Source organism: Pseudomonas viridiflava (genome assembly GCF_900602065.1).
In the GTDB taxonomy this organism is placed as follows: Bacteria; Pseudomonadota; Gammaproteobacteria; order Pseudomonadales; family Pseudomonadaceae; genus Aquipseudomonas.
The window spans coordinates 1-369 of record NZ_UWFN01000004.1; the positions used below are offsets into that span (position 1 = coordinate 1).

A 369-nucleotide genomic window follows, 5' to 3' on the forward strand; every position below is an offset into this window, starting at 1 on the left:
TGATCCTGTTTCGCATCGTGCTGTCGGAACAATCGGTGGGGGCGGTAGGCTTTCTTCAGGCCCTGAACATGGGCAGTCAGCAACTGCACACGCTTTATCTGGTGATGCTGCTAGGCAGTGTCGCGGGGCTGGTGGTCAGTGCCCTGACCATCAATCCGGCGCACCTGATCAAGCCGTTGCTGATCTCGCTGGCGATGATGGCGGTCGGGGCGTGGATGGACAGCCATTCGACCAACGTTACCCGCCAGTCGAACATGTACCTCAGCCAGTTCCTGCTGGCCTTCGGGGGTACGTTCTTTCTGGGGCCGACGCTGGTGCTGGGCATCAGCGGCGTGCTTGCCAATCCCCGCAACATGATCAGTTTTTCAG

General features: G+C 59.6%; 1 pseudogene. It reads left to right on the top strand.

Features of this window, described 5'->3' with window-relative positions:
• Positions 1-369 (top strand): annotated as a pseudogene (locus tag EE949_RS00020) (MFS transporter); the annotation flags it as partial.